Origin of the sequence: Microvirga sp. 17 mud 1-3 (assembly GCF_003151255.1) — a bacterium.
Lineage (GTDB): Bacteria > Pseudomonadota > Alphaproteobacteria > Rhizobiales > Beijerinckiaceae > Microvirga.
The window spans coordinates 2,972,120-2,998,021 of sequence record NZ_CP029481.1 but is presented as its reverse complement, the minus strand read 5'-3'; the positions used below and the strand labels follow the sequence as shown (position 1 = coordinate 2,998,021).

Genomic DNA, 25,902 nt, shown 5'->3' with positions numbered 1-25,902 from the left:
GCACAGGATAGGTTGCGATGGTGCGGAAGGTTTGAGCCTTCGGCGGCGCGTGTTTTGCTTAGTTGAAGGCTTCGGCCGCGCAGACCAGCATGAAGAGCGCGATGACAGCACCGAGTTCCGCCGCGCCCCGCAGAATGACGGTGGCTTCGCCGGAGAAATAGGTGACAACGCCGATTAAGAGCGCAACGATGCCAGCCCAGGTAAGCATGGGCTTTCTCCCCAACAATATCCTCGGTCCCGCCGATAAACACCCCATACCAAAAGAAGTTCCTAACGGCGAAAAATTTTTTCACTTCTTCGCTGCTTTTCTTCCCGTCCGGGTTCGCCCATGCTCCGATTCCCCTTCGCCCTTTCGCGGCCTGCTACCGGAGTCCCCATGCGCCCCCTCATCGACACGACGGTACCGGACCTTCCGGCGCCGCCTGCGGATCTTCTCGATGCTGCGCGCAAGTCTCCCGCAACTCCGGAGCGGCACTCGGAATTCCTGCGAGACGTGGAGGCGCTCCACCTCATCGAGGCGCGGGCACCCCGCGTGCCGCAGCCCTGGCCGGGGCGGTTGCGCATCGCGGCGTTCAATGCGCAACGCCTGGAGGCTCCGGAAGCGACGCTCGGGCTCCTCGACCGCGCCGGCGCCCACGCGGCCCTCCTCAGCGAGGTCGATCTCGGCATGGCGCGATCCGGCAACCGACATCCCGTGCGGGAAATGTCCGACCCGTCGGGCATCGGGTATCTCTACGGCGTCGAGTTCGTGGAGCTTGATCTCGGCAATGCCGAGGAGATGCGCGACTATGCAGGCGAGCACAACCGGCAGGGCTTTCACGGCAACGCCCTCGTGACGAGGCTGGCCCTGGCGGATCCGCATATCGTCCCGCTGGAGGAGAGCGGATTCTGGTTTCCGGGATACGAGGGATCGGAGCAGCGCATCGGAGGGCGGATGGCCGTCGTCGCGCGGGTGGCGGATGCGCCACGGCCCCTTTGGCTTGCAAGTCTCCACCTGGAGAGCAAGACCGATCCGGAAGATCGGCGTGCGCAGGTCCAGGCCCTGCTCCGGGCCGTGGAGCAACTCGGCCCCGACGATGCCTGGATCCTCGGCGGTGATCTCAATACCAAGGCCCTGTCCTACGATCCGGCGGAAGCCGAGCATCTCCTCGACGATCCGGGCCGTCACGAACCCCTCTTCCGAGACCTCGCGGATGCGGGCTTCGCCTGGGCCGGCGCCAACCTGCCTTTGCCGACGCAGCGCACGGGGCGGCACGGCCGGCCGCAGCCGCCCTTCGGCAAGCTCGACTGGTTCGTCGTGCGCGGCATGAAGGCGGCCGCCCCCGAAGTGCTGCCAGCTCTCGATCCCGAAGGGCAGCCGATTTCCGACCACGAGATGATTGCGGCCGAGTTCTTTTTCGAGGATGCACTCGAACAGCCCTGAATGCCTTTCCGGCGAGGCAGATGAAAGCAACTGCGGAACGGCCGAAAGCAGCCTGGTATGTAATCATATTTGACGGATCGTATTCGATAAGTTATAAATATGCGTATCGTCCCGAAATTACGTCTCATGTGACGTATTCGTTCATTTTTTATTTGCGTTGTGTTCCCGTTCCGGTCGGGAAATCGCGAAATGTTATCCGCGGTGCCGTGCGGGTCGGCACAAACAGCGAACACTTTCTCACCATGCAATGATGGACAGGGTCCGCGGGTTCCGGGATGAGCGCACGGGAGGCCCGGTGGCCGGGCAGGGTGATTCTCCGGCCCGATTGAAAGCCGATTTCGGAGTTTCGGGATGGGATGGCTTATTCTGCGCTGCCTTACGCTGGTCATTGGCGCCCTCAGCCTCGGCGGATCGTTCGCGCATCTGCTCGAAGCCGCGCCGCGTTTGATGGTCTGGTCTCCGGAGCTCTGGCGGGAGGCCACGGTCTTCAACGGACAATACCGCCTCTTCGGCATTTTGGGCGGGCCTCTCGACATCGGGGCGATCCTGCTCGCGGGAGTGCTCGCCTACGGGCTGCGGAAGGAGGCAGGGTTTCGCCTCGCCGTTGCCGGAGCGGTTCTCTATCTGGTCAGTCTCGGCGTGTGGTTGAGCGTGGTCGCGCCCGCCAATGCGGTGCTCGCCACCTGGCAGCCGGGGCCGATTCCCGAAAACTTCTTCGCGGTCCGGAATCGCTGGGAGACTGGGCACATCATCATGACTTTCCTCAAGCTCGCGGGCTTCACGGTGCTGATCCTGTCGGTTCTCGACAGAGGCGGGCCGCGCAAGGATTCCCGGGTCTTTCGGTGAGACCCGGAAGAGCAGGCTTGACAGCGGTGCGCTCTTAGGGTACAAAACGAGAACACTGACAAAGTGTGAGTGACAAGAGCCCCCCGTCGCTCACGTCGGTTCATCGCCGCTCCGGTTTCGTGCCGGGGCGGTTTTTGTTGGAATTTTTAAGAGAGCGATGCCCGACAGGCCCTGTACATGCGGGGCCAAGGGCCGCTCCCGCAGACGATCTTCATGAGAGCATCCGTTTCCATCACCGCCGCCATGAAGCGGCGGGCTTACGATTATTATGTCCATCATCCCTCGGTTCCGGTGAAGTCCATCGCGTCCTTTCTGGGCACAAGCGTCACGACGTTCCGGCGGTTGCGCCGTCTATGGGCCTGGCCGCCCCGCGCGGAGGCCCTCGCCAGTGCGGCGGAGGCCGGCGCTCCGGATTCCGACAGCAACAGCCCGGGCGGCCTTCGCGAGGCGGCCCAGTCGCTCGTGGCAGTGACGCGGGCGCGCATCGACGCCCTGGTGGCACAGCAGCGCCGCCCTGACGAAACCCTCGACCACGACAGGACCGCCCGCACCCTCGCGTCCTATGCCAGGACGTTGACGGCCGCGCAGGCGCTCCTGGAGCAGGAAGGCAGCAGCCACGATGTCAGCGAGCGAAAAGATGTGGCTCCCGCCCGCTCCCTCCATGACCTCCGCGACGAGCTTGCTCGCCACCTTGAGCGCATTGTGGCGGAGGAGGAGGCTCGCGGACGCGACGGCCTCCTGGTGTGAGGAGGATTTCGAGCGCGTCCTGCGCCACTGGCCGCTCCGCTGTCGCGATGCGCAGCGCCTGCCGGGCCTATGCCGTCTGCGCGACCCGTGGACGATCTGGCTCCTGCTCGGCGGGCGCGGTGCGGGCAAGACCCGCACGGGCGCCGAATGGGTGCGCGGCATCGCGCTGGGCGAGCCTGATTTCGCCGAGCCCCCTTTACGCCGCATCGCGCTGGTCGGCGAGACCTTCGCGGATGCGCGCAACGTGATGGTGGAGGGGCCTGCCGGTCTTCTTGCCATTCATGGACGCGCGGAGCGGCCCACCTGGTCGCCTTCCCTCCGCAAGCTCGAATGGCCGAACGGCGCGGTGGCGCATGTCTTCTCGGCGGAGGATCCGGATTCCTTGCGCGGCCCGCAATTCGAGGCCGCCTGGGTGGACGAGCTCGCCAAGTGGCGTCATGCGGACGAGGCTTGGGACATGCTGCAATTCGGCCTGCGCCTCGGCGCGCATCCGCGCCAGATGGTGACGACGACGCCGCGTCCGATCCCGCTGCTCCGGCGCTTCCTGTCGGACCCGCTTGTGGCGGTGTCGCGAGCCCGGACCGCCGACAATGCCGACAACCTTGCGCCGGCCTTCCTGCAGGCGGTCGTCGGCCGCTATGCAGGAACCCGGCTCGGACGCCAGGAACTCGACGGCGAGATCGTCGAGGACCGTCCGGACGCCCTGTGGACCCGCGCCGGGCTGGAATTGAACCGCTGCACGATGGTGCCGCCCTTGGGCCGCATCGTCGTGGCGGTCGATCCGCCGGCCACGTCCTCCCGCCGTGCGGATGCCTGCGGCATCGTGGCGGCAGGGATCGACGAGGGCGGCACGGCCTATGTGCTGGCGGACGAGACCGCCGCCGGGCTGAAGCCGCCGCAATGGGGCGAGAAGGCCGTGGCGCTCTATCGGCGGCTCGAGGCTGACGCCCTCGTGGTCGAGACCAACCAGGGCGGCGAGATGGCGCTCCAGGTGATCCGCGAGATCGACCCGGGCGTGCCGGTGGTCGGCGTGCGCGCGACGCGCGGAAAGTATCTGCGCGCCGAGCCCGTCTCGGTGCTCTACGCGCAGGACCGGGTCCGCCATGCGGGCGTATTTCCCGAGCTCGAGGACGAGCTCTGCGATTTCGGCCCGGGCGGCCTGAGCGGCGGCCGATCTCCGGACCGCCTGGACGCGCTCGTCTGGGCGCTCACGGAGCTGATGCTGCGTGAGAAGGCCCAGCCGCGGGTGCGCGTCCTGTGACGCGTCAGTCGCGCTCCATCGCAAGCCGTCCCGGTCCGGCGGCCATGAGGATCAGGAAGGCGCCCGCCATGGCGATGTTCTTCATCGCCTGAATCTGGTTCAGGTTGCGCTCCGCATCGGCCATGTTCCAGAAATCGTGGAAGAACGGGATCGTCAGCAGGCTGAAGAACGCCAAAGCGGCGGCGGCCCAGCGGGTCTTGAAGCCGGCGATCACGGCCAGGCCGAGCGCGACCTCGACGATTGCCGTCACGGGTGCCAGGAGCCAGGCCACCGGCAGGCCCTTCGAGGCGATGTAACCGGCCGTCGCGCCAAGGGCATAGAACTTGGTGATGCCGGAGATGACGAATATCGCCGCAAGAAGAATGCGGCCGATCAACAGAAGCATGTCGCGCATGGCGCTCGGACTTTCTTTCGAATGACTTTCCCGGTGCACTGGGCCGGATGTTTTAACCCAGGCACTTCGCCGAATGTGCAGCGCCGCACGGTGTTGCGCAAACTCTTCTTTGCCGGCCGCCGGGCCGGACGGAGCTTTTCATGTTGACGATGCTGACCCGCTGGTTCCGGCCGCCCGACGCCAAGGCCTCACGCGCGCCGTCCTCTGTCGCGTTCTACGTGGCCGGGCAGGCCGTGTGGACGCCGCGCGACTATGCGGCCCTGGCCCGGGAGGGGTTCCAGAAGAATGCCGTCGTGCACCGGGCCGTGCGGCTCGTGGCCGAGGCCGCCGCTTCCCTGCCGCTCGTCCTCAAGCGCCGTGGCGCGGAGTTGACGGAGCATCCGCTCCTCGATCTTCTCGCTCATCCTAACGGGCGGGACGGCGGGCAGGGTTTCCTCGAAACCGTGTTCGGCCATCTGCTCGTGTCGGGCAATGCCTATGTGGAGGCGGTGAGCGTCGACGGCGCGCCGCGGGAGCTTCACGCCCTGCGGCCGGACCGGATGCGCGTGGTGCCGGGCCAGGACGGCTGGGCGGCCGCCTACGACTACACGGTGGGTGGGCAGACGATCCGCTTCGCGCAAGGGGCGGAGCCCGTGCGGCCGATCCTTCACCTCACCCTGTTCCATCCGTCGGACGACCATTACGGCCTGTCGCCCATGGAGGCGGCCGCGACGGCGCTCGACATCCACAATGCGGCGGGAGCCTGGAACAAGGCCTTGCTCGACAATGCTGCGCGCCCCTCCGGCGCCCTCGTGGCGGGGGGCGACCTGCTCACTGATGTGCAGTTCGCGCGCCTCAAGGAGGAGCTGGAAGCGAACTACCAGGGCGCCGCCAATGCGGGCCGGCCGCTGCTCCTCGAAGGCGGCCTGCAATGGACGCCGCTCTCGCTGACGCCGAAGGACATGGACTTCGTCGAGGCGAAGGCGGCGGCCGCCCGCGAGATCGCACTCGCGTTCGGCGTACCACCCCTGCTGCTCGGCCTGCCGGGCGACAACACCCACGCCAATTACGCGGAGGCGAACCGCGCCTTCTACCGCCAGACCGTGATCCCGTTGGTCAAGCGCACCGCGCAGGCGCTCGCCCACTGGCTCGCTCCCGCCTATGGCGAGCTGCTCCACCTCGAACCCGATCTCGATGCCATCGAGGCCCTGTCCGGGGAACGCGAAAGCCTCTGGCGCCGCGTCTCGGCCGCGACCTTCCTCAGCGAGGACGAGAAGCGCGAGGCGGTGGGGTATGGGCTGACAAATCTTCGCACACCGGCGAAGGGGCATGCATCTTGAAGGAGGTCATCATGGAATAGGCGAAAGCCGCGATGTTACGGGTGGAGTGCTCAACCGTGTTCATACAAATGGTGCGGTTGGAAAATTGATAGGAAATTCGCTGTTACATAGGATTTGATAATGATTGATGTTCAGCTTGATACAACCAACTTTGTTGACGGTAAAACAGCTTACTTTGATGGAACTGCGGGTGTTCTGAAAACGGCCTGGGCTTCGCCCCAATCTCCCATCGCGGATCTGCGGGATTTCATGGATGAGCGCTATGGCGCAGGCCAGTGGACTTATCGGACGACACAGCAGGGCGGCGTTGTTACAGGGACCGATGCCGGGCCCGCTATCACGGATGCGCTTGCGGCACTTCGGGCGCGGTACGGGCGGGGGAAACTGCTGATTCCCCCGGGAGCATTTACCGTCATCCAACCACCGGACCCGCAAACGCTTGGTGGGCACATCATCGAGGGGTTTGGCTCGCAGGCCTCGCAGATCTACTTCCAGAACGGACAGCAACCGCTTTTCTGGTTCAACGGATCGGCGACGGGCGGTGCATTGAAAGGACTGGGGCTCCTTATCGAGGCAGGACTGGGCGATACCAACGCCACCTGCATCCTTCAGCAGGGGAATGTGAAGAGGCTGGACGCGAATGGCGTTTGGGACGGCCAGTATCACCAGCCTGATCAGATGGAGTTCAGCGATCTTTATATCACGAGCGCTGATAGCGTTTCCAAGTGGCACACTGGCTGGTTGGTCAACGGCGAAGGCCGCACTTCGCCTCAGGGCGTCAGGGTCTGCCATGCGACGAACATTCAGATCTTCCGGTGCCGGTATCTCGGTGCAGGCTTCTATAATGCGCAGAAATTCAGTGTCATCAACTTAGGCATATATGCGGGTACGGGAACCGGAAACAGTCTCTACCTCAGTGGCGGGGGAACTTCCTCGAAGAACAGCGGTGATTGCTTGTTCGACAACATTACGGTCAGCGGTGATCTTAACCTGACCGCGGCTTCGGGCTGCTCGATACGTGGAAAGTGTTCAACGGTCTCGGCGAGTAGCAGCTTCAATGCCTACGATATCTTCCTGGACAGTGGAGCGCCCCTGTCCGGCAGCCTTGGGCCGAATGGACGCTACGTCATCATCTAGGATGCGGGAGCAGAGGCAGAACCATGATCCCGCTCGCGCATGAGAAGCGACCGTTCGAGACATGGCGCCTTCTCCTTTTCCGGAGAGCGTACGCTCTCTGGAAAAGTCTCACATCTCTCATGTTCTGTAGCGACCTGATGTGTTCAGACCATCTCCGTCTTCAATTGACAGAGAGCCGAAAAGGCGCACATCCCCGGGGCAAGCACGCCCCGGGGATGACGGAAGGAAGATGGGTTGCATAAACCCAAACGCCTGCGTGATGCGCCCGTTGCGCGTCCCTCACAGCCCCTGAAACCTGACTCGCATCCTCTTTTGTCAGGAACAAACAATGAACATATTCGACAGGATCGCCGAGGCTGTGATCAGCCGCGGCGATCTCGCTCACCTTGCCCTTTTCGTCTGGGCGAGCGGCGCCTCCGGCCTGCTTGCCATGACGCTTCGCGATCTGTTCGCCGCGAACCGCCGCTTCGATGCGTTCGTGCGCGAACTGTCCCTCTTCAACCGCCGTCAATCGGGAGATCCGTCATGATCCGCTCCGTTCCGCGCGCGCCGCGCCAGCCGAAAGCCGCCCGCGAGGTGGCACATGCTCCGGCTCTCGTGTTCCGCGATTTCGTGCGCCAGCTCGAGCGGCTCGATGCCGGGCGCCGGAAGACGTCCCGGAAAGGAGCCCGCTGATGCGCCGCGCCACGTCCATCGTGCGGGAGGTGAAGCTCGTGGCCGAGCCCGTGCGCGCCATCGACCGGGAGGGCGTCTTCGAAGGCTATGCGAGCCTGTTCGGCATCGCCGATCTCGGCAAGGACGTGGTCATGCCGGGCGCTTTCGCGGACAGCCTGAAAAAGCGCGGTGCGGGCAATATCCGCCTCCTCTGGCAGCACGATCCGTCCGAACCCATCGGGCGGTGGCTTTCCATCGTGGAAGACCGCCGCGGCCTGAAGGTGCGCGGCCGGCTCAACCTGGCGGTGGAGCGCGCCCGCGAGATCCATTCCCTGCTGGGGGAGGGGGCTGTCGACGGTCTCTCCATCGGCTTCCGTGTCGAGCGTGCCCGCGCCGAGCGTCCCACGGGCCTGCGGCGCCTGGAAAAGCTCGACCTGTGGGAAATCTCGATCGTGACCTTCCCGATGCTCCCCGGCGCACGGGTGGACCGGGTCAAGCAGGCCGGGGAAGATCTCGCGCAATGCATCCGCGCCACGGCGGTACGCCTTTTTTCCTGAACCGCGCGCCCGGATCCGGCGTTGGACAGGAGCCCGCGGAGGCGCGGAGGCTGCGGGTCGCCCCGGCGGGGCCTTGTCCCGCATCCGCTCATTCGGGAGAACCTGCCATGAAGTCACTTGCTTTCGCGGCCCTTCTCGCCCTCGCGGCGGCTGGCTGCACCACGACGCAGGAACGGGTCGGCGGCGCGGCCGTCGGTGCCGGCGTCGGCGCCGTCGCCGGTCCCGCCGGTGCCGTCGCGGGCGGCGCTGTCGGCGCCGTCACCGGGCCCACGGTCACCCGCCAGGTCAGGCGCGCGACCCGCTGACCGAAGCCAGATCCTATCGTCCGAAAGCCCGCCGCCGGCGGGCTTTTTCATGTCTCTCAACCCCCACGATGTTCATAATGTCCATTGCAGAAACCAAATCCCTCTCCGACAACGTATCTTCCGCATTCGAGGATTTCGCCCGCGCTTTCGAGGCCTTCAAGGAAACCAACGACACCCGCCTCGGCGAGATCGAGACCCGCCTGATGAGCGATGTCGTCACGGACGAGAAGCTCATGCGCATCGAGGGCGCCCTCGACGAGACCAAGCGGCGCGTCGAGCGCCTGTCGCTTGATCGGGCCCGTCCGCCGCTCGCGGGCGCCGAGGCCGACACCCGCGATCCGCTTCTGTCCGAGCACAAGCAGGCCTTCCGGGCCTATATGCGCAGCGGCGAGGCCGCCGGCCTCAAGCGGCTGGAGGAGAAGGCGCTCTCGGCGAGCAGCGGTCCCGACGGTGGCTATCTCGTGCCCGATACCGTCGAGCGCGAGGTGCTGCGACGTCTGGCGAGTGTCTCGCCGATCCGGGCGATTTCGTCCGTCAAGGTGATCTCCGGCGGCCAGTACAAGCGCGCCTTCTCGGCCACGGGCCCGGCCTCCGGCTGGGTGGGCGAGACTGCGCCGCGTCCGCAGACTGCCGGGCCGGTTCTCTCGGAGATGAGCTTTCCGGCCATGGAGCTCTATGCCATGCCGGCCGCGACCCAGACGCTTCTCGACGATGCGGTGGTCGATATCGACCGCTGGATCGCCGAGGAGGTCGAGGCCGCCTTCGCCGAGCAGGAAGGTGCCGCCTTCGTGAACGGTGACGGGGTCAACAAGCCCAAAGGCTTCCTGGCGGTCGACACGGTCGAGGACGAGATCTGGGAATGGGGCCGCCTCGGCACCGTGCAGACGGGCGGCGCGGACTTTCCCGCCACCAATCCGTCCGACGTGCTGGTGGAGCTGGTCTATGCCCTCAAGGCCGGTTACCGGCAGAACGCCTCCTTCGTGATGAACCGCCGGACACAGAGCGCGATCCGCCGCTTCAAGGATGCGGACGGCCAGTATCTCTGGGCTCCGCCCGCGAGCCTCGGCCAGGCCGCGACTCTGATGGGCTTCCCGGTCGTGGAGGCGGAAGACATGCCTGATATCGCGGCCGGGGCCTGCGCGGTCGCGTTCGGCGATTTTCGGCGCGGCTACCTGGTGATCGACCGGGCGGGCGTGCGCGTGCTGCGCGATCCCTATTCGGCGAAGCCCTACGTGTTGTTCTACACCACGAAGCGCGTCGGCGGCGGGGTTCAGGACTACGCGGCCATCAAGCTCTTGAAGTTTGCGGCGTAAGGAACTCCAAGGGGCGCGGTCAGCGCCGCGCCCAGGAATCCGCCATGCCGTCGAGGCTGCTCGTCGCCTGCCGGATCCAGTTCATGTGCTCCCGCAGGGACGTGATGGCCGTAAGCCCGCCGCAGGCATTGGGCCCGTTGGCGCGCAGCGCCCCGCTAGACCAGCTCACGATGCCGGACAGGCGATAGCCGCCCTGCGACGTGACAAGGACCGGCCCGCCGGAATCGCCCCGGCAGGCCCCGGCTCCGGCGGTCTCGGCAAGCCGCGTGCGGTCGGTGGCGATCACTACCCGGTTGGCCACCTCGACATTCCCGACCGCGAGGAGCTGGACCTGGCGCAGGGTGCGTGCGGAGCTCTTCACCCGTTCCGAGGACACGCCGAACCCTGCCACGGTCACCATTTCGCCCTCCGCGATCCCGCCCGCCGTGCGCAGATCAAAGGGGCCGAAATCACCGCCCAGCGGTCGCTCGAGCTTCAGCAGCGCGAGATCGACGCCCGGCTGGGTGCGAGGCGTCGTGCCGGGCACGAAGGTGGGATGGACCGCAATGGCCGCGACGCGAACCGTTTGCTTCCGGAAGCCCCGGTCGACCCCCACAATCCGATAGGCCACGCGGTCCGTCAGGCAATGGGCGGCCGTGAGGACGAGATCCGGCGCCACGAGGGCACCGGAGCACAACTCGCCGTCGCCGCTCTCCACCGCCACGACGGAGCGCCGCAGCCCGTCCGGCTCCCTGAGCGGCGTGCCCTGCAGGACCGCCTGGGCCGGAGCAGCGAGGAAGAGGAAGGAGACGAGGCCGGCGATCGCGCCGGTGACATTTTCGAAGCGCATGGAACGACTTTGGGATCTGGCCAGATTTGACGCAAGGGAAACTCGCCGAAAGGCCGCGAGCCTGTGTGGATGAGACCCGCGGCGGACCTATTCGTTCCATCCCGCCTTGCGGTTCCAGCCCGTGAGGATTCGGTCGATCCAGCTTTTTTGCGGGCCGAGCAAAATGCCCTGTGTGGTGCCGCCACAGCCTTGCCCCTTGGCGGGGGACGACCAGCTCGTAACGGCCACCACGGCGTCGCCTGCCGTCATGGGACCGCCGGAATCGCCCTGACAAGCGCCCATAGCGCCCTTGCCCTGGGTCCACAGGAGAATGCTGCTTGCTCCGTACGGCTCGACGACCGTGAGCCCCGCGGTGCGGAACGTGCCGGTGGTCTTGGGGTCGCCCTCCCGGGCGAGCCCGAAGCCACCCACCGTCACGGGCTCCCCGGCCCGGGGATGCGCCGTGCTGAGAACGGCCGTCCGGAAACGGGCGGGCAGTTTTTCCGGAATACGCAGGAGCGCGAGGTCGATGGATCGCCGGCGCGCCTCCACGGCCTTCGCGTCGTAGCCCGGATGCACGGCTTTCGCGGACGGCGTGATCAGCACCGGCTCCCCGGTTTCGTCGCGAAAATGGACCCGGTGCTCGGCCGCACCCGTCACGCAATGGGCGGCGGTCAGCACCACGTCCGGAGCCACCACGACGGCGCTGCACACGCCGCCATTCGAACTCAGCACCATCACGCTCGCCTGGGCGAGGGCGCCGTCATGCTCCGCTCCGCCCACGATGGCCCGCGCCTGCGTCGCGAAGACGGTCGTCAGAAGGGCGGCCGCGACGGCCGGGAGAGCAACGATGACAGATTTCATGACATGAAGGATTCCCGTTCGATGTTTCCGATACTCGTCGAAGGCCCCGCCGTCGAGCCGGTTCCGCTGGCTGAGATGAAGGCCCATCTGCGCGTCGACGACGATGCGGAGGACACCCTGATCGGTGGGCTCGTCAAGGCCGCACGGCTCATGGTGGAGGCAAGCGCCCGCCGCATCCTGATCGCACAGCGCTGGCGGCTCATGCTGCATCGCTGGCCACAGGGCGGGACCGTGCTCCTGCCCCTTTCGCCGCTTCTGTCCGTGGAGGGCGTGCAGGTTTACGATGCGGCCGGCACGCCGGAGGTTCTTTCGCCGGAGGATTACGAGAGCGATCTCGTCAGCGATCCGCCGAGGATCCTGTTCCGGCGGATGCCGGAGCCCGGCCGGGTGCAGAGCGGCATCGCCATCGATCTGCAGGCGGGTTACGGCGAGACGCCCGAGGACGTGCCCGCGACCCTGCGGCTCGCCATCAGGATCCTGGTGGCACGCTGGTACGAGAACCGCGGCGACGTGGCGGGCCCCCAGGCCCTTCCGCCCGAAGCGCTTCCCCTCGTGGCCCCGTTCCGGCGGGCCCGGATTTAGAGCCGCTTCCGTCATCGCGGAGCGCCGCCGTCGCTAAAAGCACTCTCCGTCATTCCGGGACGGCCCAAAGGGCCGGGCCCGGAACCCATAACCAATAGCGGCTCAGAATAAGGAGCAGCGGCAAACGCTGCGCTTTCTCCTGCACTGTCAGCGGTTATGGGTTCCGGGTTCCGCTGCGCGGCCCCGGAATGACGGCGGAGAGCCCTTTTAACGACCGGAGCGCTCTTTCCAGAACACGATCTTCTTCATTCCTCTCATGAAAACAAAACCCGTTCCCATCGGCGCGCGGTCGCGCCGTTTCGTGCTCGAATTGCCGCTGGAGCGGCCGGACGGCTTCGGCGGGGTGATCCGCTCCTATGCGCCCGGTCCGCAGGTCTGGGGTGCCATCGAGATGCTGTCCGGCGCGGAGCGCGTCCGGGCCGGCCGGCCGGAGCAGGCGCTCACCCACCGCGTCACCCTGCGCTACCGCGAGGGCGTGACGGGGGCCATGCGCCTGACCGCGGGCCTGCGCCGTTTCGCCATCCGCATCGCCGCCGATCCCGACGGGTCGCGGCGTGACCTCGTATGCCTTGTAGAGGAGATGAAGCCGTGACGAGCCCTGTTCTTGCCTTGCGCCGCGCCATCCTCGACCGTGCGCTCGAAGACGGGGAACTCCTGTCCCTCATGGGCGGCACTCTGCGGCTCTACGACGAGCCGCCCCGGGCGGCTGCTCCCATCTATGCCCTCTTCGGGGACGTGACCGCAAAGGATTGGTCGACCGATACGGATCGCGGTCACGACCAGGTTCTCAGCATCGTCGTCTGGGGCGAGCGTGGCAGCGCCCGCGATGCGCTCGCGGCCGCAGAGCGTTTTTCGGACATTCTCGACGATGCGCGGATTCCCCTGGAGGGCCACCGCCTCGTCACCTTACGGGCGACGGAACTCACGGCCGTCCGAGACCGTGACACGCAACAGACCCGCGCGACCTTGCGCCTACGCGCCCTCACGGAAGTGGCGTGAATTTTCATCCACCTGTCGTGGCCGGACATTTTCAGCAAAAGGATTTCCCATGCCTGCTCAGAAGGGCAAGGATCTGCTCATCAAGATCTCCGACGGGGCTTCGGGCTTCGTGACCGTGGCGGGACTGCGCACGCGCCAGATCGCCTTCAACGCCGAAACGGTCGATGTGACCAACGCGGAATCCGCCGGACGCTGGCGCGAGCTTCTCGCCGGTGTCGGCGTGCGGCGCGCAGGCATCACGGGAGCCGGCGTGTTCAAGGACGAGGCTTCGGATACGCGCATGCGCCAGGCCTTCTTCGATGGCGACATTCTCACCTACCAGATCGTGGTACCGGATTTCGGTCGTATCGAGGGCCTGTTCCAGATCACGAGCCTCGAATATCGCGGCGACCACGCTGGCGAGGTCACGTTCGAGATGGCTCTCGAATCCGCCGGGGCGCTGAACTTCGTGGTCCTATGATGGCCGACGCGGCAAAACCTATCGACATCAGGACATCGAGAAGGACGACATCATGGCGAATGGACGACGGGGCGAGGTGGCCCTCGAACTCGGCGGGCGGCGCTACACGCTCTGCCTCACCCTCGGCGCGCTGGCGGAACTGGAGGATGCCTTTGGGGTGCAGGACCTGACGGCTCTGGCGGAGCGCTTCGGCAGCGGCCGCCTGTCGAGCCGCGATCTCGTGGCGATCCTGGCCGCCGCCCTGCGCGGAGGAGGACATGCCATGACCGACGCGGATGCCGCGGAGCTGCCGCTGCACGACGGTATCGCGCCCGTGGCACAAGCCATCGCGGACCTCCTCATCGTCACGTTCGGCGGGAAGGCTTTGCCCGAAAACCCTCGGTCGCCGCAGGAGGCATGAGCGGGCCGCAGGCCTTCCCGTGGGAGGACATCATGCGCCTTTGCCTCGGCCTCCTGCGGTGGAGCCCTCAGGATTTCTGGCGTGCCACGCCGCGCGAAATCGCGGCCGCGGTCGAGGGATTGGGCGGAGGGAAAGCGCCCGAGCCTGCAGGCCGTGGCGATCTCAGACGTCTGATGGACGCCTTTCCGGACGGGTAGGCGAGCGGCCTCCGATGCCGTGATCTTACGGCCGCTGCAAAATCGGTGGTCATGAAGGATGTTGGTCGGTCGTCCCGAGATATCGGGCGCCTTTGCTCTCCATGCAGAGCAAGTAGATCTTTCGCCAGTTCTCACCCGCCGTCACGCTATTGCGTGCGCGCATCGCGGCTTTCTCGGCTTCGAGATTACATTCGGCATTCGCGCGGGACATGTCCTCCTTGGACAGCCCGTTGCGGTTGAAGACGAGATCGGGCCGGGGAGCCGAATTGCAGCCTGACATCACCGTCGACGGCAGGACAACAACACACAGGATCCTCAACGTGGCTGAACAAGTTGATGTCTTCAAAGACAACGCCCCCCATGCGGAAGCGGACAAGGACAGGGAGCGTCAGCTCCAGGCACTCATCGGCCTCTCGGACAAATTCGGTGACTCCCTGTCCCGTGCTTTCGCGAAGAATGTTGCAGAAGGCAAGAAATTCGACGGGGTTCTGAAGTCGCTGCGCCAGTCTCTTGTGGAAACAGGGTTACGTCTGGCGCTGGCTCCCCTGCAATCGGCCCTGAGCCAGAGCGTCAAATCCACGGCGACGGACGGCCTCGGCGGCCTTTTCGGAGGCCTCTTCAAGGGGATCGGTTCTCTTTTTGGCGGGGGCGGCGATGCGCCTGCGCCCTTCGCGAAGGGCGGCGTCTTCTCACGCGGGATGGTGATGCCCTTCGCCCAAGGGGGCGTGGTGGGCGCGCCGGCATACTTTCCGCTGGGGCGTGGGCTCGGCGTAATGGGCGAGCGAGGCGCGGAGGCGATCATGCCTCTGGCGCGCGGGCCGGATGGGCGCCTCGGCGTTCAGTCCGGAGGCGGCGGGCGGCCGCTTTCGGTGACGGTCAACGTCTCGACGCCGGATGCGGAGAGCTTCCGGCGATCCGAGGCGCAAGTCTCGGCCGCGCTTGCCCGGGCCGTCGCGCGCGGCCAGCGCGGCCTGTGAGGAATCTCAGGCCCCGTCCGCATCCAGCATGGCGGCGATCTCGTCCTTGAGCTGGACGCGCCGGCGCTTCATCTCCTCCTCCACATCCTCGGTGGTGGGCTCCACGCGGCTTTCCACCCGCTGGATGGTGCGGTTGAGCTCATCGTACTCGTCGTAGAGCCGGGCGAAGTGGTTGTTGCTGGTCTTCAACCGCTGGATCCGGTCGGCCTTGCCGGGAAAGTCGTCGGCGAGGTTCGGGGTCATGGTCATCGGGCGGGGTCTCCTTCAGTCCCTATGGCACGTCGCGACGACAACGCGACGCACGCACGTTCCGTTTCATTCCCGTCAAGGAGCCTGTCATGGCATCCGATTTCCATGAGGTCCGCTTCCCCCTCGATATCGGCCTCGGCCGCAGGGGCGGGCCGGTGCGGCGCACGGATATCGTCACCCTCGCCTCGGGGCGCGAGCATCGCAACAGCCGCTGGGCCCATTCCCGCCGTCGCTACGATGCGGGTCTGGGCGTGCGCAGCCTCGATGCGCTGCACGCAGTCATTGCCTTCTTCGAGGAGCGGCGCGGACGTCTCGTCGGCTTCCGCTTCCGCGACCGGGCTGACTGGCGCTCCGGCCCGCCCTCGCGGGCGCCGACGCCGCTCGATCAACCGATCGGCACCGGCGACGGCACGACGCGTCAGTTCCAGCTCGTAAAAACTTACGGGACGGGCCACGACCCTTACCGGCGCGTCATCGCCAAGCCGGACGGCACCACCGTTCGGGTTGCGCTCGACGGGGTCGAGCAAGCTCCGGGCCTGGCATTCGCGTGCGATCCGACCACAGGCCTCGTGACCTTCACAACGCCCCCGGCCGCCGGTGCGGCAATCACCGCGGGGTTTTCCTTCGACGTTCCGGTTCGCTTCGACACGGACGAACTCGATATCGACCTGTCGGCCTTCGAGGCCGGCGCCATCCCGCAGATCCCGCTCATCGAAATCGTGCCGTGAGGCACGCCAACGTGTTCCGCTCCCCACGGATCTTGAGTGCTCTCGGGAAGCGCTGTCCTGCTCTCCTCCCCCTTGTGGGGAGGAGGTGGAGGTGGGGGTGTGAGCGCTACATTTGGAGATGTTGGCGCCGACACCCCCACCCTAACCCTCCCCACAAGGGGGAGGGGATTATGTCTTGCCACGTCGCTATCGCGCGACCTTCTCCTCAGAGGGGGGAGCCGCAGCTTCATTATATTCGGACGGTGTCCCATGCGAACCATTCCCTCCAACCTCTCGGCCCATCTGGCTGAGGGCGCGACAAGCCTGTGCCATTGCTGGAGGCTGATCCGCCGCGACGGCGTGACTCTCGGTTTTACCGACCATGACCGCGACCTTGCCTTCGGTGGAACAGTCTTCGCGGCGCGCACCGGGCTCGAAGCCGCGGAGGCGACGTCGGAGCTCGGCCTCGCAGTCGGCGGAGGCGAGGTCTCCGGGGCTCTGGTCTCCGCCGGCCTGACGGAGACCGACATCGCGTCGGGCCTCTATGACGATGCGAGCGTCGAGACCTGGCTCGTCAACTGGGCCGATGCAGAGCAACGACTGCTCCTCGATATCGGCTCCATCGGCGAGATCCGCCGTGCGGATGGCAGTTTTGTCGCGGAGGTGAGGGGGCTCATGCACCGTCTCGACGAGGAGCGCGGACGCCTGTTCCGTGCCACCTGCTCGGCCGACCTCGGCGACGCACGCTGCGGCGTGAACCTTTCTTCCTCCGCCTATGCGGATACCGGAACCGTAACCCGCACGGATGGTGCGCTCGCCATTGCTGCGTCCCGCATCGGCCTCGCGGACGGCTGGTGCACAGGCGGGCGCCTCACATGGCTGACCGGTGCGAATGCCGGGACCTCCGTTGAGGTGAAAGTCCACCGCGCCGTCGGCGGAACGGACGAGTTCGACTTGTGGCAGCGGGCACCGCAGGCCATCGCGGTCGGCGATACGTTCCGCGTCACGGCGGGTTGCGACAAGACCCACGCGACCTGCCGCGACAAGTTCCGGAACGCGGTCAATTTTCGCGGCTTTCCTCACATGCCGGGCAACGATTTCGTCATCCGCGTGCCGCGCCAGGGCGAGCCCGGCCTCGATGGCGGCAGCTTCTTCCGGTGACCCACCTTGTCATTCCGGGCCGCGTTAGCGGAGCCCGGAACCCATAAACACCAACGATAGAGGATAGAGAGCGACGGCAGCCGTTGTGCTTTTTCCTGTATCGTCAGTGGCTATGGGTTCCGGGCTCGCCTACGGCGCCCCGGAATGACAGTGGCGCGCGCCGTTCTCCCCCACGGATACTAAACATGCCCGCTCCCGCTCTCATCGTCGCTGCCGCGCGTGCGTGGATCGGCACGCCCTATCGCCATCAAGCCTCGCTCAAGGGCATCGGCTGCGACTGTCTCGGCCTGCTGCGCGGCGTGTGGCGGGACGTGATGGGAACGGAGCCGGAGCTGCCGCCGCCTTATTCGCCTGACTGGGCGGAGGCCGGTGGCGAGGCGCTGCTCGCGGCGGCGCGGCGCCATCTCGTTGCGCGGGATGATCTGTCCGTCGCGCCGGGGGATGTTCTGTTGTTCCGTTGGCGGGAGGGGCTGTCGGCCAAGCACTGCGCCGTCGCGTCCTCCGCCGACGCGATGGTCCATGCCCATGACGGCGCCGCCGTCGCCGAGGTGGCGTTCCGCCCCTGGTGGCGGCGTCATCTCGCCCATGTGTTCACGTTCCCGAACGCCTGACATCGAAAAGCATCATGGCCACACTCGTTCTTCAAACCATCGGCTCCGCCGTGGGCGGCGCAATTGCGGGCCCGCTCGGCGCGCTTGCCGGCCGTGCTCTCGGCGCGCTTGCGGGCGCAGCCATCGACAACGCGCTGCTCGGCTCCTCCGAGAGCGGCAAGGTGGTGGAAGGCCCGCGCCTGAAGGAGATCGACGGGCTCACCTCGACGGAGGGCGCGCCGATCCCCCGCGTCTACGGCCGCGTGCGCATCGGCGGTCAACTCATCTGGGCGACACGCCTTGAGGAGGTGGCGAATACCAAGACGGAGCGCTCGGGCGCGCAGGGCGGCAAGAGCCTCGGTCAGAAGGGCGCGCAGACGAAGAGCGTGACCTATTCCTATTACGCGAATCTGGCGGTCGGCCTGTGCGAGGGTCCCATCGCGTTCATCCGGCGTGTCTGGGCGGACGGGCGGGAGATCGACCTCAACACCATCGTCATGCGCATCCACGGTGGGAGTGAGGCCCAGGATCCCGACCCGCTGATCGTCGCCAAGGAGGGCGCCGCCGACGCGCCCGCCTATCGCGGCCTCGCCTATGTGGTGTTCGAGCGTCTGCCGCTCGCCGATTACGGCAACCGTGTACCGCAATTCTCCTTCGAGGTGGTGCGTCCCGTGGGTGGGCTGAATCGCATGGTGCGAGCCGTCTGCCTGATCCCCGGCGCTACCGAGTTCGGCTACCACGACCTGCCGGTCGCGAAGGTCCTGGGGCTTGGCGCCACCGAGCCGGAAAACCGCCACCAGCTCCAGCGTGCGACGGATGTGGATGCCTCGCTCGATGCGCTGCAATCCCTCTGCCCCAATCTGGAGCGCGTTTCGCTCGTGGTGAGCTGGTTCGGCACGGATTTGCGCGCCGGGTCCTGCACCATCGAGCCGCGCGTGGATACGAACGCGAAGAAGACGGACGGGGCCTCCTGGTCCGTCGCCGGCCTCACGCGCGAGGACGCGAAGCCGGTTTCGCAGGTGGACAGTGCACCGGCCTATGGCGGCACCCCGTCTGACGACACCGTGCTCCGGCTCATTCGTGAGCTGAAGGCGCGTGGCCTGAAGGTGGTGCTCTATCCCTTTGTGATGATGGATGTGCCTATCGGCAATACCCTGCCGAATCCCTATGGCGGCACCGGGCAGGCGGCCTATCCCTGGCGCGGGCGTATCACCTGCCACCCGGCGCCGGGACAGCCCGGCTCGCCGGACGGGACTGCCGCCGCAGCCGCACAGGTCTCACAATGGTTCGAGCGTTCCTGGGGCTTTCGCCGCCTGGTGCTGCATTATGCGGATCTCGCCGAGGAGGCGGGCGGCGTGGAGGGTTTCATCCTCGGCAGCGAGCTTGTCGGTCTCACGCGCGTGCGCGCCGCGTCCGGCATCTATCCGGCGGTCGATGCCCTGAAGGCTCTCGCGCAGGATGTGCGCACAGCCTTAAGGAGCGGCACGAAGATCGTCTATGCGGCGGACTGGACCGAATACGGTGCCCATGTGCTCGATGACGGCGACGAAGTTCGCTTTCCCCTCGACCCGCTCTTCGCGGATCCCGCCATCGACGCGGTTGGCATCGACTATTATCCTCCCATCTCCGATTGGCGCGACGGGCCGGACCATGCGGACCTCGCGGTCGCGCGCAGTCCTTACGACGTCGCCTATCTTCGCGGCAGGCTCGGGAGCGGCGAGGCTTTCGACTGGTATTATGCGAGCGCGGCGGACCGCAATGCGCAGAGGCGCACGCCTATTACCGACGGCACCTACGGCAAACCCTGGATCTACCGCGCCAAGGATCTCGTCTCCTGGTGGTCGAACCGGCATGTGGAGCGCGTCGGCGGCGTCGAAGTGCGCACCACGGCCTGGAGGGCGCAGTCGAAGCCGATCTGGCTGACCGAGATCGGCATTCCGGCCGTGGACAAGGGTCCGAACGGCCCCAACGTCTTTCCGGATCCGAAATCCTCGGAATCCGCCTATCCGCCGTTTTCCCGCGGCGTGCGCGACGACCTTGCGCAGGCGCGTGGACTTGAGGCGATCCTCTCGCGTTTCGATCCGACGCTCGACGGCTTCTCGTCCGCGTTCAACCCGGTCTCGTCCGTCTATGGCGGGCGCATGGTCGATGCGGGCCGCATGTTCGTCTGGGCCTGGGATGCACGGCCCTTTCCGGCCTTTCCGGATTTCACCTCCGTTTGGAGCGACGGCCGCAACTGGGAGACGGGGCATTGGATCACCGGCCGCATCGAAGGCACGGCCCTCGACCGGCTGATCGTCGCGATCCTGAAGGATTTCGGCCTTACGGCTCCGGCGTCCCTTCCGGTGGATGGGTTCGTGGACGGCTATGCGATCGACCGGCCCATGTCGGCACGGGGCGCCCTCGAACCGCTGATGCGACTTTTCGGGGTCGACGCAGTGGCGAGCGGCGGCGGCATCCTCTGGCGCGGACGTGGCGGCCGCACAGTCATGACTCTCGACCGGGATGATTTCGTTCTCGGCGATCGGGAGCCTTCCCTCAAGCTCACTCGCGCGCAGGAAACCGACCTGCCGCAGCAGGTGGAGATCGGCTACACGGACGGGGAGGGCGACTACCGCCGCGCCGCCGTCGCGTCCCGCCGTCTCGAGGGCGTCAGCCGGCGCGAGGCGCGGGCCGACAGCGCCGTCGTGACCCGCCGTGCCGAAGCGCAGCGCCTGGCCGATGCCTGGCTGCAGGATCTCTGGGCCGGGCGTGAGGGCGCGGAATTCGAGCTGTCGCCCCGTCGTGTCGACCTGGAGCCCGGCGACGTCGTCGCATTGCCGACCGATGCGGGCGCGAAGCTCCATCGGGTGCTGCGCATCGCCGACGGGCCGACGCGCCGGGTGACAACGCGGGCCGTCGAGCCGGCAGTGTTCGAGACGCCGGGTGCTTCCTTTCCGAAGCCGCCGCGCCGACCGCCGCCTGTTCCGGGCAAGCCCTATGTCGTTGTTCTCGATCTGCCCGTGAGCCCATACGACCCGACGCCTCTGCAATATATCGCGGTTGCGGCCTCACCCTGGCCGGGTGCTGTTGCGGTGTGGCGCTCCGCGAACGGTGCGAGTTTCGCGCTCCATCGTTTCGTCGATCTGCCGTCCATCGTCGGGGTCACGCTGTCGGAGCTCGGGCCGGGGCCCATCTGGCGGTGGGACCCGCATGCGACCCTGGACATTGAGGTCTCGTCCGGAAATATCAGTGCCATCGACGATACGGAGGCTCTCGCGGGCGGCAACCTGTTCGCCGTGAGAGGGTCGGACGGACGTTGGGAAATCCTGTCGGCCGCGAGGGCTGAGATGATCGGCGAACGCCGCTTCCGCCTGTCGCGGTTCCTGCGCGGGCTCGGCGGCAGCGAGGCGGAGACAGGGCGCGGGGTGGCGGCCGGGGCCGCCATCGTGCGCCTCGACGAGGCAGTGATGCCGCTCACGGACAATGTTGGCGATCTCGGCCAGAGACTGATCTACCGCATCGGGCCGGCCGGGCGCGACCATGCGGACCCGGCCTTCATCGAAATCGTCGCGACGCCGGGCCGCGAGGCCCTCAAGCCCTTCAGCCCGGTCCGGGTCGTGGCACGGCGGGAGCCCGACGGCATCCGCCTGTCCTGGCTGCGCCGCACCCGTCGCGACGGGGATTCCTGGGAGGCTGCCGAGGTGCCTTTAGGTGAGGAGTTCGAGCGCTACGAGGTCGATATCTTGTCCGGCCCTGCGGTGCTGCGCACGCTTGTGAGCGCTGAACCTTCCGTTCTCTACGGAACGGATCAGGAGATTGCCGATTTCGGAGCCCCGCAAAGTGCCTTGAGCCTGCGCGTGAGCCAAGTCGGCGCTGTGGCGGGAAGCGGTTTCGCGCGGGCGGTCACGGTCGAAGTATAATGACGTTACGTTATCTGTTTGTTGGCTTCAAATAAGACGATGCCAACGACGGAAATACAGAAAAACGCGCTTGCTCTTAATTACGCAGCGTCAGTATATCTATGGAGGTATGAAGCTCGATCTCCCGACCTTGAGTGCAGTCTTTGCCCAATTGACGGCTGTACTCGGCGCGTTGCTTCTGTTTTCCTGGACATTGAACAGACGGGTTCAGGCGCTTGCCTGGTGGGGAGCCACATTTCTCCTGGTCTTTTGCGCCATGGGACTCGTGCTTCTCGCAGGCGGAAACAAGACAGCCGACCTTCTGCTCGTCGCGAACTGCTTTCTCATTCTCTCTTATGGTGTTCTGTACACCGGATGCCGGGTCTTCAACGGCCGTCCGGTCACGATGCCGTCCGTCGTCACCGGCGTAATTCTATGGTGCCTTGCGTCCCTGGTCGTGCTCGACAATGCGGATGCGCGGCTCGCCATTGTGTCGGCGATCGGCACCACCTATGCGGCGCTCTCGGCCTGGGAGCTTCTGCGGTATTCCCGGCAGCCCCTGACCTCGCAGACGTTCGCAGTGGTGCTCCTGTCCGTTCTGGCGGTCTTCAACATCTTTCGTGGGACCCTCGGCTTCTCTCTCGCGCTGGCCTTCTGGGTGGATGTTCCGACGCCGAACTGGCCGGGGCCCGTAGCTTTCGCCATGGCGACCTTCATGCCGACTCTCGCCTTCGTGTTCCTGTCCATGGCGAAGGAGCAGCTCGAATGGGAGTACAAGCACGCCGCCTTTGCGGATTCCCTCACGGGGATCCCGAACAGGCGGGCCTTCTTCGAGAATGCGGCAGTCATGATCGCGCGGCGCAAGGCTCCGGTGAGTTGCCTCCTGTTCGACCTCGATGACTTCAAGGCGATCAATGACCGCTTCGGCCACGAGGTCGGCGACCAGGTCCTGGTGATCTTCGGTCGGATTCTGTCGGAACATTGCCCAAGGGGTGTCTTCGCCCGCCTCGGCGGCGAGGAATTCGCCGCACTGGTTCCTTTGGACGGCTTGGCCGCGGAGGAACTCGCGGACCGGATCCGGCGGGCCTTTTCGTCCGTCAACACGATTGCGCAGGGCGCCAAGGTCGCCGTCACCGTCAGTGCGGGCTGCGCGACGGGCGTGAATGTTCCGGTCGAGCGCCTCCTCCGTGAGGCGGACATCGCCCTCTACCGGGCGAAGGACGGGGGGCGGAACGTCGTGACGTCCTTCAAGGGCGCCGAGGCCTAGCGCAGGCCCGGTTCTGCGAGGAGGCCCGAGGCCGGGCTCCTGCAACCATCCCTCGCAAGCTCTCTCGCCGGCAGAGCCTGCCGGCCATCTTTCAGCAACAGGATTCCTGCATGTCGACAACGCCTCATCTGGCGCTGCCGCTGCTCGCTGCAGCGCAGGCGCAGAAGCACGTGACTCATAACGAGGCCATCGCCCTTCTCGATGCACTCGTCCAGCTCTCGGTCAGGGAGCGCAACCGCGAAAGCCCGCCGGCCGACCCGACCGAGGGAGACCGCTATCTCGTCGGCACCGGCGCGAGCGGAGGCTTCGCGGGCCATGGGGGGGAGATCGCCCTGTTCGATCTCGGGATCTGGCGTTTCTTCGCGCCGCACCCGGGGTGGCGGGCCTATGTGGAGGCCGAGGATGTGTTTCTCCTGTTCGGCGGCACGGACTGGAAGGAGATCGGCCATTATGTGCGCAGCCTCGGGCCGCTCGACCGCCTCGGCATCGGTACGGACGCCGACGACCTCAACCGTCTCGCGGCGCGGCTCAACGCAGTCCTCCTCGATGCGCGCAGGGCCGACCAGGGCGGGACCGACGATCTGCGCCTCGTCCTCAACAAGCCGGACATTCGCAATGTTCTCTCCCTGCTCTGGCAGACCGACTATGGAGGACGCGCGGAAGCGGGGTTGATCGGCAACGAGGATTTCAGCCTGCGCGTCTCCTCCGACGGACTTTCCTGGCGGGACGCGATGATGGTCGACCGCAGGAGCGGAATCGTCTCGTTCCCGTGCGGAACGGTGCCGCTCGGTACCAATCTCTTCATGAATCCCGGCTTCACGGTGAACCAGCGGGGTTATGCGGGCGGCCCGCTTTCCACCGGGAGCTACGGCTTCGACCGCTGGCGGGCGGGAAGCGGCGGCCTCCAGCTGTCGCGTGGCGCCGATGGCACGATGACGTTCCAGGGAAGCCTGGAACAGACGATTGACGTCACCCTGGCCGAGACCCTGCTCGGGGCGCCGGATTTCAGCGGCCGCACTCTGACCCTCTCGGTCGAGGATCTTTCCGCGCCGCTCGCCGTCACCATCGGCACGCGTGAAGCGGTTCTCCCGGCCGGCGCCGGACGGACCTCCGTCACGGTGACGCTCGACATGAGCGAGACCGGCCATCTCAGGACGATCCTCGTGGCAGGAGGCACGGCCACATTCAGGCGTATCAAGCTCGAGATCGGCACAAATCCCACGCCTTGGCTGCGGGAGCCGGCCGAGATCGAGGAAATGCGGTGCCGGCGCTACTATCAGAGGCTTTCGCCCATCGGGGCACCGGGCGTGCTGCCCGCCCTCGGCCAGCGCCGGGCGACCAACCTCATCGACTGCCCGGTGCTCCTGCCGGTTCCCATGCGGGCGACGCCTACGGTCGTCACGAATGCCTTCAGCTGGATCGCGGCCTCGCCGACCAGCGGTCAGTTTGCTTTCCTCGACGGTGCAACGGGGACTTGGCTCGGCCAGTCGGGCGGGGTCACGGTCACGACCATGGCCGCAAGCCCGTCCTCGGCCATCCTCCGCCTCCAGGCGGGCACAGCCTTCAGCGGTTCGGCCGGAGCCGTAGGCAGCCTCCATCTCGGTGCGTCCGCCCATATCGGGCTGCAGGCGGAGATCTGACATGACCGTACCCAGCCCGCACGCACTCTTCGAGGCGGCCCTTGACCGGGTGCTCATCCAGGAGGGCGGCTTCGTCCACCATCCCGACGACCCGGGCGGGGCCACTAATCTCGGCGTCACGCGCGGAACCCTCTCTCAGGCCCGCGGCCGGCCCGCTTCCGTGGAGGACGTCCGCCGGCTCACGCGAGCGGAAGCGGCGTCGATCTATCGACGGCTCTATTGGGACGCGATCCAGGGCGATGCCCTGCCGCCGGGGATCGGCCTCGCGGTGTTCGACATGGCTGTCCATTCCGGGCCATCCCGGGCCGTGCGTCTGCTGCAGGAGGCCCTTGGGGTCACGGCGGACGGCATCCTCGGGCCGCGAACCCTCGCGGCCGCTCGGGCCGCCGACGCAGCTGACCTCGTCCGCCGTCTGTCCCGCGCCCGCCTGGACTTCCTGTCCCGCCTGCCGGGCTGGTCCGTCTTCGGACGGGGCTGGCGCAGGCGGGTTCTCACCATCGAGCGGGAGGCTCTCCTGCTTCGATCATCCCTCATGACTTCACAAAATGAAGATCTCTCATGACCGATACCAAAGCGATCCTTGCCAGCCGCACCGTCTGGGCCAACCTTGTCGGGCTCGTGGCACTCCTCCTCGGCGTCCTGGGGTTCGACGCCTCCGCGCTCGATGCGGATCCGTTCGTCGAGGCCGTGGTGCAACTGGTTGCGGCCGCAAGCTTTATCGCCTCCACGGTGTTCCGGATTCTGGCGACCAAGCGGGTCGCAGGCTGATTGCTTCAGAAGGAGCGTCGCTTCAGTATTACATTCAGGAACCGTTCAGTGCGGTTGCGGCAGAGTCCCCTCATGCGTCTGGTTTTATCGATCATAGCCCTGTGGGCCCTCGTCGGGGCGTCGCACGCACAGAGTGCGACGGTGTCCCATGACGATTGCCTGCTGCCGCGCGAAATGCAGGAGGCCGTCGCCTCCAAGGGCATCGTGGCGCCGGCCTCGGCCGTGATCACGGCGCGCCGCCAGGTGCCTAATGCCGACGTGGTGCGCGCCAGCCTCTGCCGCAGCAACGACGCCCTCGTTTATGTTATCATGGCCTTGCAAAAGAACGGCCGTATCGTGCAAGTGACGATCGACGGCCCGTCCGGCCGCGTCAAATCGGTTCACTAAGAGGAAGTT

Annotated in this window: 33 protein-coding genes; 27 read left to right on the top strand and 6 right to left on the bottom strand. The window is 66.4% G+C overall.

All coding sequences use genetic code 11. The features are described from left to right. Positions 1–58: 58 nt before the first annotated feature. Positions 59–208, bottom strand: a complete 150-nt coding sequence (locus C4E04_RS20940) for a hypothetical protein (protein WP_162559410.1) — start codon at positions 206–208, stop codon at positions 59–61. A 168-nt stretch (positions 209–376) separates the two neighbouring features. On the opposite strand from C4E04_RS20940, the gene C4E04_RS14225 reads away from it, so the two are divergent. The 4 genes from C4E04_RS14225 (at position 377) to C4E04_RS14210 (ending at position 4,277) form a co-directional block, all read left to right on the top strand. Next, positions 377–1,423, top strand: coding sequence for an endonuclease/exonuclease/phosphatase family protein (locus C4E04_RS14225; RefSeq protein ID WP_109598284.1), 1,047 nt, complete (start codon positions 377–379; stop codon positions 1,421–1,423). Positions 1,424–1,774: 351 nt separating this feature from the next. Beyond that, positions 1,775–2,269, top strand: a complete 495-nt coding sequence (locus C4E04_RS14220; RefSeq protein WP_109598282.1) for a DUF1772 domain-containing protein — start codon at positions 1,775–1,777, stop codon at positions 2,267–2,269. A gap of 213 nt (positions 2,270–2,482) precedes the next feature. Next, complete coding sequence (locus tag C4E04_RS14215; RefSeq protein ID WP_162559409.1) at positions 2,483–3,016, top strand: hypothetical protein; 534 nt, start codon at positions 2,483–2,485, stop codon at positions 3,014–3,016. Next, positions 2,931–4,277, top strand: coding sequence for a DNA-packaging protein (locus C4E04_RS14210; protein WP_109598278.1), 1,347 nt, complete (start codon positions 2,931–2,933; stop codon positions 4,275–4,277). The genes C4E04_RS14215 and C4E04_RS14210 overlap by 86 nt, the downstream gene beginning before the upstream one ends. A gap of 4 nt (positions 4,278–4,281) precedes the next feature. Here C4E04_RS14210 and C4E04_RS14205 read toward each other — a convergent pair whose 3' ends face one another. Next, on the bottom strand, positions 4,282–4,671 hold the full coding sequence (locus C4E04_RS14205) for a DoxX family protein (protein ID WP_109598276.1): 390 nt from the start codon (positions 4,669–4,671) through the stop codon (positions 4,282–4,284). Between the two features lie 140 nt (positions 4,672–4,811). Here C4E04_RS14205 and C4E04_RS14200 point away from each other — a divergent pair, with 140 nt between their 5' ends. The 7 genes from C4E04_RS14200 (at position 4,812) to C4E04_RS14175 (ending at position 9,956) form a co-directional block, all read left to right on the top strand. Then, positions 4,812–5,990, top strand: a complete 1,179-nt coding sequence (locus C4E04_RS14200) for a phage portal protein (RefSeq protein ID WP_109598274.1) — start codon at positions 4,812–4,814, stop codon at positions 5,988–5,990. 120 nt (positions 5,991–6,110) lie between these two features. Continuing rightward, complete coding sequence (locus C4E04_RS14195) at positions 6,111–7,127, top strand: hypothetical protein (RefSeq protein ID WP_109598272.1); 1,017 nt, start codon at positions 6,111–6,113, stop codon at positions 7,125–7,127. 328 nt (positions 7,128–7,455) lie between these two features. Further along, on the top strand, positions 7,456–7,656 hold the full coding sequence (locus C4E04_RS14190; protein WP_109598270.1) for a hypothetical protein: 201 nt from the start codon (positions 7,456–7,458) through the stop codon (positions 7,654–7,656). Then, positions 7,653–7,802: a hypothetical protein gene (locus C4E04_RS20935; protein WP_162559408.1), complete on the top strand. Its 150-nt coding sequence runs from the start codon at positions 7,653–7,655 to the stop codon at positions 7,800–7,802. The genes C4E04_RS14190 and C4E04_RS20935 overlap by 4 nt, the downstream gene beginning before the upstream one ends. After that, positions 7,802–8,338 carry an HK97 family phage prohead protease gene (locus C4E04_RS14185; RefSeq protein ID WP_109598268.1) on the top strand — a complete coding sequence of 179 codons (537 nt, stop codon included), beginning with the start codon at positions 7,802–7,804 and terminating at the stop codon, positions 8,336–8,338. Before C4E04_RS20935 ends, C4E04_RS14185 begins: the two co-directional genes overlap by 1 nt. A 107-nt stretch (positions 8,339–8,445) precedes the next feature. Next, on the top strand, positions 8,446–8,643 hold the full coding sequence (locus tag C4E04_RS14180) for a hypothetical protein (RefSeq protein ID WP_109598265.1): 198 nt from the start codon (positions 8,446–8,448) through the stop codon (positions 8,641–8,643). 77 nt (positions 8,644–8,720) lie between these two features. Continuing rightward, positions 8,721–9,956 (top strand): phage major capsid protein, encoded by a 1,236-nt coding sequence (locus C4E04_RS14175; RefSeq protein WP_174219275.1) that lies wholly within the window; start codon positions 8,721–8,723, stop codon positions 9,954–9,956. A 19-nt stretch (positions 9,957–9,975) separates the two neighbouring features. On the opposite strand, the gene C4E04_RS14170 is transcribed toward C4E04_RS14175, so the two are convergent. After that, positions 9,976–10,785, bottom strand: coding sequence for a trypsin-like serine protease (locus C4E04_RS14170; protein WP_109598261.1), 810 nt, complete (start codon positions 10,783–10,785; stop codon positions 9,976–9,978). Positions 10,786–10,872: 87 nt separating this feature from the next. Beyond that, positions 10,873–11,628: a trypsin-like serine protease gene (locus tag C4E04_RS14165; protein WP_109601142.1), complete on the bottom strand. Its 756-nt coding sequence runs from the start codon at positions 11,626–11,628 to the stop codon at positions 10,873–10,875. 21 nt (positions 11,629–11,649) lie between these two features. Here C4E04_RS14165 and C4E04_RS14160 point away from each other — a divergent pair, with 21 nt between their 5' ends. The 6 genes from C4E04_RS14160 (at position 11,650) to C4E04_RS14135 (ending at position 14,266) form a co-directional block, all read left to right on the top strand. Then, a complete protein-coding gene (locus C4E04_RS14160; RefSeq protein WP_162559407.1) occupies positions 11,650–12,210 on the top strand; it encodes a head-tail connector protein in 561 nt (186 codons plus the stop codon). A 256-nt stretch (positions 12,211–12,466) separates the two neighbouring features. Beyond that, a complete protein-coding gene (locus C4E04_RS14155) occupies positions 12,467–12,802 on the top strand; it encodes a phage head closure protein (RefSeq protein ID WP_109598257.1) in 336 nt (111 codons plus the stop codon). Continuing rightward, positions 12,799–13,209 carry a DUF3168 domain-containing protein gene (locus C4E04_RS14150; protein WP_245416109.1) on the top strand — a complete coding sequence of 137 codons (411 nt, stop codon included), beginning with the start codon at positions 12,799–12,801 and terminating at the stop codon, positions 13,207–13,209. The genes C4E04_RS14155 and C4E04_RS14150 overlap by 4 nt, the downstream gene beginning before the upstream one ends. A gap of 49 nt (positions 13,210–13,258) precedes the next feature. Beyond that, positions 13,259–13,669, top strand: coding sequence for a phage major tail protein, TP901-1 family (locus C4E04_RS14145; protein ID WP_109598252.1), 411 nt, complete (start codon positions 13,259–13,261; stop codon positions 13,667–13,669). Between the two features lie 52 nt (positions 13,670–13,721). After that, positions 13,722–14,069: a gene transfer agent family protein gene (locus C4E04_RS14140; protein ID WP_109598250.1), complete on the top strand. Its 348-nt coding sequence runs from the start codon at positions 13,722–13,724 to the stop codon at positions 14,067–14,069. Then, positions 14,066–14,266 carry a rcc01693 family protein gene (locus C4E04_RS14135; protein WP_109598248.1) on the top strand — a complete coding sequence of 67 codons (201 nt, stop codon included), beginning with the start codon at positions 14,066–14,068 and terminating at the stop codon, positions 14,264–14,266. Before C4E04_RS14140 ends, C4E04_RS14135 begins: the two co-directional genes overlap by 4 nt. Positions 14,267–14,315: 49 nt before the next feature. On the opposite strand, the gene C4E04_RS14130 is transcribed toward C4E04_RS14135, so the two are convergent. Next, positions 14,316–14,477: a hypothetical protein gene (locus tag C4E04_RS14130; RefSeq protein ID WP_162559406.1), complete on the bottom strand. Its 162-nt coding sequence runs from the start codon at positions 14,475–14,477 to the stop codon at positions 14,316–14,318. Positions 14,478–14,586: 109 nt separating this feature from the next. Between C4E04_RS14130 and C4E04_RS14125 the strand changes: the two genes are divergently transcribed. Continuing rightward, on the top strand, positions 14,587–15,243 hold the full coding sequence (locus C4E04_RS14125; RefSeq protein ID WP_109598244.1) for a phage tail tape measure protein: 657 nt from the start codon (positions 14,587–14,589) through the stop codon (positions 15,241–15,243). A gap of 6 nt (positions 15,244–15,249) precedes the next feature. On the opposite strand, the gene C4E04_RS14120 is transcribed toward C4E04_RS14125, so the two are convergent. Then, a complete protein-coding gene (locus C4E04_RS14120; RefSeq protein WP_109598242.1) occupies positions 15,250–15,492 on the bottom strand; it encodes a YdcH family protein in 243 nt (80 codons plus the stop codon). Between the two features lie 89 nt (positions 15,493–15,581). On the opposite strand from C4E04_RS14120, the gene C4E04_RS14115 reads away from it, so the two are divergent. The 9 genes from C4E04_RS14115 to C4E04_RS14075 all read left to right on the top strand — a co-directional run bounded on the left by C4E04_RS14115 (position 15,582) and on the right by C4E04_RS14075 (position 25,893). Further along, entirely contained in the window at positions 15,582–16,220 is a 639-nt protein-coding gene (locus tag C4E04_RS14115) for a DUF2460 domain-containing protein (protein WP_109598240.1), read from the top strand. 249 nt (positions 16,221–16,469) lie between these two features. Continuing rightward, positions 16,470–17,360 carry a DUF2163 domain-containing protein gene (locus tag C4E04_RS14110; RefSeq protein ID WP_109598238.1) on the top strand — a complete coding sequence of 297 codons (891 nt, stop codon included), beginning with the start codon at positions 16,470–16,472 and terminating at the stop codon, positions 17,358–17,360. A 185-nt stretch (positions 17,361–17,545) separates the two neighbouring features. Further along, entirely contained in the window at positions 17,546–17,971 is a 426-nt protein-coding gene (locus C4E04_RS14105) for an NlpC/P60 family protein (protein ID WP_109598236.1), read from the top strand. A gap of 14 nt (positions 17,972–17,985) precedes the next feature. Further along, positions 17,986–21,852 (top strand): glycoside hydrolase/phage tail family protein, encoded by a 3,867-nt coding sequence (locus C4E04_RS14100; RefSeq protein ID WP_109598234.1) that lies wholly within the window; start codon positions 17,986–17,988, stop codon positions 21,850–21,852. Between the two features lie 109 nt (positions 21,853–21,961). Continuing rightward, the gene (locus C4E04_RS14095; RefSeq protein WP_109598232.1) at positions 21,962–23,098 is read left to right on the top strand and encodes a GGDEF domain-containing protein; all 1,137 of its coding nucleotides are present in this window, start codon (positions 21,962–21,964) and stop codon (positions 23,096–23,098) included. Between the two features lie 110 nt (positions 23,099–23,208). After that, positions 23,209–24,738 (top strand): DUF2793 domain-containing protein, encoded by a 1,530-nt coding sequence (locus C4E04_RS14090; RefSeq protein WP_109598230.1) that lies wholly within the window; start codon positions 23,209–23,211, stop codon positions 24,736–24,738. A gap of 1 nt (position 24,739) precedes the next feature. Further along, a complete protein-coding gene (locus C4E04_RS14085; protein WP_109598228.1) occupies positions 24,740–25,300 on the top strand; it encodes a glycoside hydrolase family 108 protein in 561 nt (186 codons plus the stop codon). Beyond that, positions 25,297–25,506: a hypothetical protein gene (locus C4E04_RS14080; RefSeq protein WP_109598226.1), complete on the top strand. Its 210-nt coding sequence runs from the start codon at positions 25,297–25,299 to the stop codon at positions 25,504–25,506. The genes C4E04_RS14085 and C4E04_RS14080 overlap by 4 nt, the downstream gene beginning before the upstream one ends. 72 nt (positions 25,507–25,578) lie before the next feature. Next, positions 25,579–25,893, top strand: coding sequence for a PepSY domain-containing protein (locus C4E04_RS14075; protein ID WP_109598224.1), 315 nt, complete (start codon positions 25,579–25,581; stop codon positions 25,891–25,893). Positions 25,894–25,902 lie beyond the last annotated feature (9 nt).

What these genes read in the sequence shown, in the direction of transcription:
- C4E04_RS20940 (WP_162559410.1), bottom strand. Translation starts at nt 208, where the DNA reads ATGCTTACCTGGGCTGGCATCGTTGCGCTCTTAATCGGCGTTGTCACC.
- C4E04_RS14225 (WP_109598284.1), top strand. Translation starts at nt 377, where the DNA reads ATGCGCCCCCTCATCGACACGACGGTACCGGACCTTCCGGCGCCGCCT.
- C4E04_RS14220 (WP_109598282.1), top strand. Translation starts at nt 1,775, where the DNA reads ATGGGATGGCTTATTCTGCGCTGCCTTACGCTGGTCATTGGCGCCCTC.
- C4E04_RS14215 (WP_162559409.1), top strand. Translation starts at nt 2,483, where the DNA reads ATGAGAGCATCCGTTTCCATCACCGCCGCCATGAAGCGGCGGGCTTAC.
- C4E04_RS14210 (WP_109598278.1), top strand. Translation starts at nt 2,931, where the DNA reads ATGACCTCCGCGACGAGCTTGCTCGCCACCTTGAGCGCATTGTGGCGG.
- C4E04_RS14205 (WP_109598276.1), bottom strand. Translation starts at nt 4,671, where the DNA reads ATGCGCGACATGCTTCTGTTGATCGGCCGCATTCTTCTTGCGGCGATA.
- C4E04_RS14200 (WP_109598274.1), top strand. Translation starts at nt 4,812, where the DNA reads ATGTTGACGATGCTGACCCGCTGGTTCCGGCCGCCCGACGCCAAGGCC.
- C4E04_RS14195 (WP_109598272.1), top strand. Translation starts at nt 6,111, where the DNA reads ATGATTGATGTTCAGCTTGATACAACCAACTTTGTTGACGGTAAAACA.
- C4E04_RS14190 (WP_109598270.1), top strand. Translation starts at nt 7,456, where the DNA reads ATGAACATATTCGACAGGATCGCCGAGGCTGTGATCAGCCGCGGCGAT.
- C4E04_RS20935 (WP_162559408.1), top strand. Translation starts at nt 7,653, where the DNA reads ATGATCCGCTCCGTTCCGCGCGCGCCGCGCCAGCCGAAAGCCGCCCGC.
- C4E04_RS14185 (WP_109598268.1), top strand. Translation starts at nt 7,802, where the DNA reads ATGCGCCGCGCCACGTCCATCGTGCGGGAGGTGAAGCTCGTGGCCGAG.
- C4E04_RS14180 (WP_109598265.1), top strand. Translation starts at nt 8,446, where the DNA reads ATGAAGTCACTTGCTTTCGCGGCCCTTCTCGCCCTCGCGGCGGCTGGC.
- C4E04_RS14175 (WP_174219275.1), top strand. Translation starts at nt 8,721, where the DNA reads ATGTCCATTGCAGAAACCAAATCCCTCTCCGACAACGTATCTTCCGCA.
- C4E04_RS14170 (WP_109598261.1), bottom strand. Translation starts at nt 10,785, where the DNA reads ATGCGCTTCGAAAATGTCACCGGCGCGATCGCCGGCCTCGTCTCCTTC.
- C4E04_RS14165 (WP_109601142.1), bottom strand. Translation starts at nt 11,628, where the DNA reads ATGAAATCTGTCATCGTTGCTCTCCCGGCCGTCGCGGCCGCCCTTCTG.
- C4E04_RS14160 (WP_162559407.1), top strand. Translation starts at nt 11,650, where the DNA reads ATGTTTCCGATACTCGTCGAAGGCCCCGCCGTCGAGCCGGTTCCGCTG.
- C4E04_RS14155 (WP_109598257.1), top strand. Translation starts at nt 12,467, where the DNA reads ATGAAAACAAAACCCGTTCCCATCGGCGCGCGGTCGCGCCGTTTCGTG.
- C4E04_RS14145 (WP_109598252.1), top strand. Translation starts at nt 13,259, where the DNA reads ATGCCTGCTCAGAAGGGCAAGGATCTGCTCATCAAGATCTCCGACGGG.
- C4E04_RS14140 (WP_109598250.1), top strand. Translation starts at nt 13,722, where the DNA reads ATGGCGAATGGACGACGGGGCGAGGTGGCCCTCGAACTCGGCGGGCGG.
- C4E04_RS14135 (WP_109598248.1), top strand. Translation starts at nt 14,066, where the DNA reads ATGAGCGGGCCGCAGGCCTTCCCGTGGGAGGACATCATGCGCCTTTGC.
- C4E04_RS14130 (WP_162559406.1), bottom strand. Translation starts at nt 14,477, where the DNA reads ATGTCCCGCGCGAATGCCGAATGTAATCTCGAAGCCGAGAAAGCCGCG.
- C4E04_RS14120 (WP_109598242.1), bottom strand. Translation starts at nt 15,492, where the DNA reads ATGACCATGACCCCGAACCTCGCCGACGACTTTCCCGGCAAGGCCGAC.
- C4E04_RS14115 (WP_109598240.1), top strand. Translation starts at nt 15,582, where the DNA reads ATGGCATCCGATTTCCATGAGGTCCGCTTCCCCCTCGATATCGGCCTC.
- C4E04_RS14110 (WP_109598238.1), top strand. Translation starts at nt 16,470, where the DNA reads ATGCGAACCATTCCCTCCAACCTCTCGGCCCATCTGGCTGAGGGCGCG.
- C4E04_RS14105 (WP_109598236.1), top strand. Translation starts at nt 17,546, where the DNA reads ATGCCCGCTCCCGCTCTCATCGTCGCTGCCGCGCGTGCGTGGATCGGC.
- C4E04_RS14100 (WP_109598234.1), top strand. Translation starts at nt 17,986, where the DNA reads ATGGCCACACTCGTTCTTCAAACCATCGGCTCCGCCGTGGGCGGCGCA.
- C4E04_RS14095 (WP_109598232.1), top strand. Translation starts at nt 21,962, where the DNA reads ATGAAGCTCGATCTCCCGACCTTGAGTGCAGTCTTTGCCCAATTGACG.
- C4E04_RS14090 (WP_109598230.1), top strand. Translation starts at nt 23,209, where the DNA reads ATGTCGACAACGCCTCATCTGGCGCTGCCGCTGCTCGCTGCAGCGCAG.
- C4E04_RS14085 (WP_109598228.1), top strand. Translation starts at nt 24,740, where the DNA reads ATGACCGTACCCAGCCCGCACGCACTCTTCGAGGCGGCCCTTGACCGG.
- C4E04_RS14080 (WP_109598226.1), top strand. Translation starts at nt 25,297, where the DNA reads ATGACCGATACCAAAGCGATCCTTGCCAGCCGCACCGTCTGGGCCAAC.
- C4E04_RS14075 (WP_109598224.1), top strand. Translation starts at nt 25,579, where the DNA reads ATGCGTCTGGTTTTATCGATCATAGCCCTGTGGGCCCTCGTCGGGGCG.